Raw genomic sequence first — 1,852 nt, 5'->3', positions numbered from 1 at the left:
ACCGTGCTGCCCGAGGCGACCGTCACCTTCGAGAGCGTGCCGGAGCCACCCAACACGCCGTTTGTGACGGTGATGTCGCCTCCGAGAGTGCCGTTAACGTTGAGTTGCCCACCCGCCACGTTCGTTGTGCCCGTGAAGCCCGAGGAATCACCGGTCAGCGTGGTCACGCCGGCCAGATGATTGATCTCGCCCTTGCCCTCGATCCCTGCCGCGAAGATGTAGTCGGTATTGGTGTGGTTGAAATTGATCGTGGCCGAACCGGCGCCGATCTTGATCCTGGACGCGTCGAGAAAACCGGCAGCGCCGGCCGACGAGCCCTTCGAGCCGCCGATGTTCAGCGTGGCCACGGAGCCCGTCCCACGCGCCATGTCGAGGGTCCCCGCGCCGTTCCCGATGCTCAACCGCCCGCCGGTGATCAACGATACAGTACCGGTTCCGCCGTCACCCGCGGCGATCAAGCCTTCAAGACTGGAAACCGTGGCGGAATCGACGACCGAGAGCAAACCGCTGCCAAATATCCCCACAACGAGCTCGTTGCCCGCGTCCAGACGCGAGTTCTTACCGGAAATCTGCGCAGAGCCAACGGCCGTCGAGCCTCCTCCGATATAGACGGCGCCTGCCGAAACCTCGCCGCTATCTGTCACCGAGAGGTAGCCGCGACCGGCGCCCCCGACAGTCAGATCAACCTCATTGCGCCAAGCCGACCCGCTTCCCGCAACCGCAACACGCCCTTGCGATCCGTTCTCCTCCCCGAGAGTGCCGATTGTGGACGTAACCACACTGCCGGATTCGACCGTGACAATGCCTATGCCGTCACTCGTGATCCCGACATGGAGTCCTCCGTCTCCGGGGTGGCTGCCTGCCCTCGTATCCCAGGTGGCGCCGCCAGCCAGGTTGACCGTACCGAGCGCGCAGATCCCGACCTGGGCTTCACCGCTGCCGACCGCCGCACCGTCGTGGATATAGAGTGCACCCTGTCCGTAAATGCCTACAGTCACACCTTCGGCCAGGTCCGCACGCGAGCCGGCCCCCGATACCGTCACGGTGCCGCTACCGCCGGGATCGGTACCGATCGCAAGCCCGCCCGAAGTGCCGGTGACTTCCTGTTCGAAGCGCGCACCATTGGAAATCGTGAGGTTGCCCTTGCCCTCGATACCAATCTGAACCAGTCCCGTGGCATCCAACTTCGAACCCTGGCCATCCACAAGGACGCTGCCCTGCGCACCGCCGTTGACGCCAAGATTGAAGATCGAACCGAGACTTGCGAAATAGCCCCCTGCGGTGACGTTGATCGTTCCCGTGCCATTGATTCCAACAAAGGTGTTCGAGTGAGCCATGAGAGTGCCGCCATTGCTGACGTCGATTGCGCCACTGCCGGTACCAAACACTCCGAGGTAGAGTCCCGAACCCACAGCCATCAGAGCTTTCTCGGTTACCGTCAGCCCCCCCTGCCCCATCGTGCCGAGATACAATTCGTTTGCCGTCGTCCACAGACTCCTGTCGCCCGTGACCGTCGCACTGGAGGAAAACTTCTCCCCGATATATGCCGCGCGACTGCTCAGCGTTCCCCCGCCCTCGATCCGAAGCGAGGCCCCATCCTGGCCTGCCCGCCCCATGTGGAGATCAGAGGTCACTGCAGTCGACGTTATCGTCGGCGCATTGACAACGCCGCCGTTGATGTCGACCGTCTCCGCCGCGTTAGGCACGCCAGCGAGCCAGTTGCCGGCATCCCCCCAGTCTGAACTGACGGCTCCAGTCCAGTCCTCGGCGATCGCCGGACGCTGGAAGGCCAGTCCTGCGAGAACCAGCACAGAGACCGAGGCAAGCCAGCTCCTCCTGCCCAACGGGGATC

The 1,852-nt window shown here is 63.5% G+C and carries 1 pseudogene; it reads right to left on the bottom strand.

The features are described 5' to 3' along the window. Positions 1 to 1,852, bottom strand: a pseudogene (locus DFR48_RS21655) (hypothetical protein); the annotation flags it as partial.

This window comes from Ciceribacter lividus (genome assembly GCF_003337715.1).
GTDB classification, from domain to species: domain Bacteria; phylum Pseudomonadota; class Alphaproteobacteria; order Rhizobiales; family Rhizobiaceae; genus Allorhizobium; species Allorhizobium lividum.
Note: the sequence above shows the minus strand (reverse complement) of the source record. Positions and strands in the feature narration are given on the sequence as shown.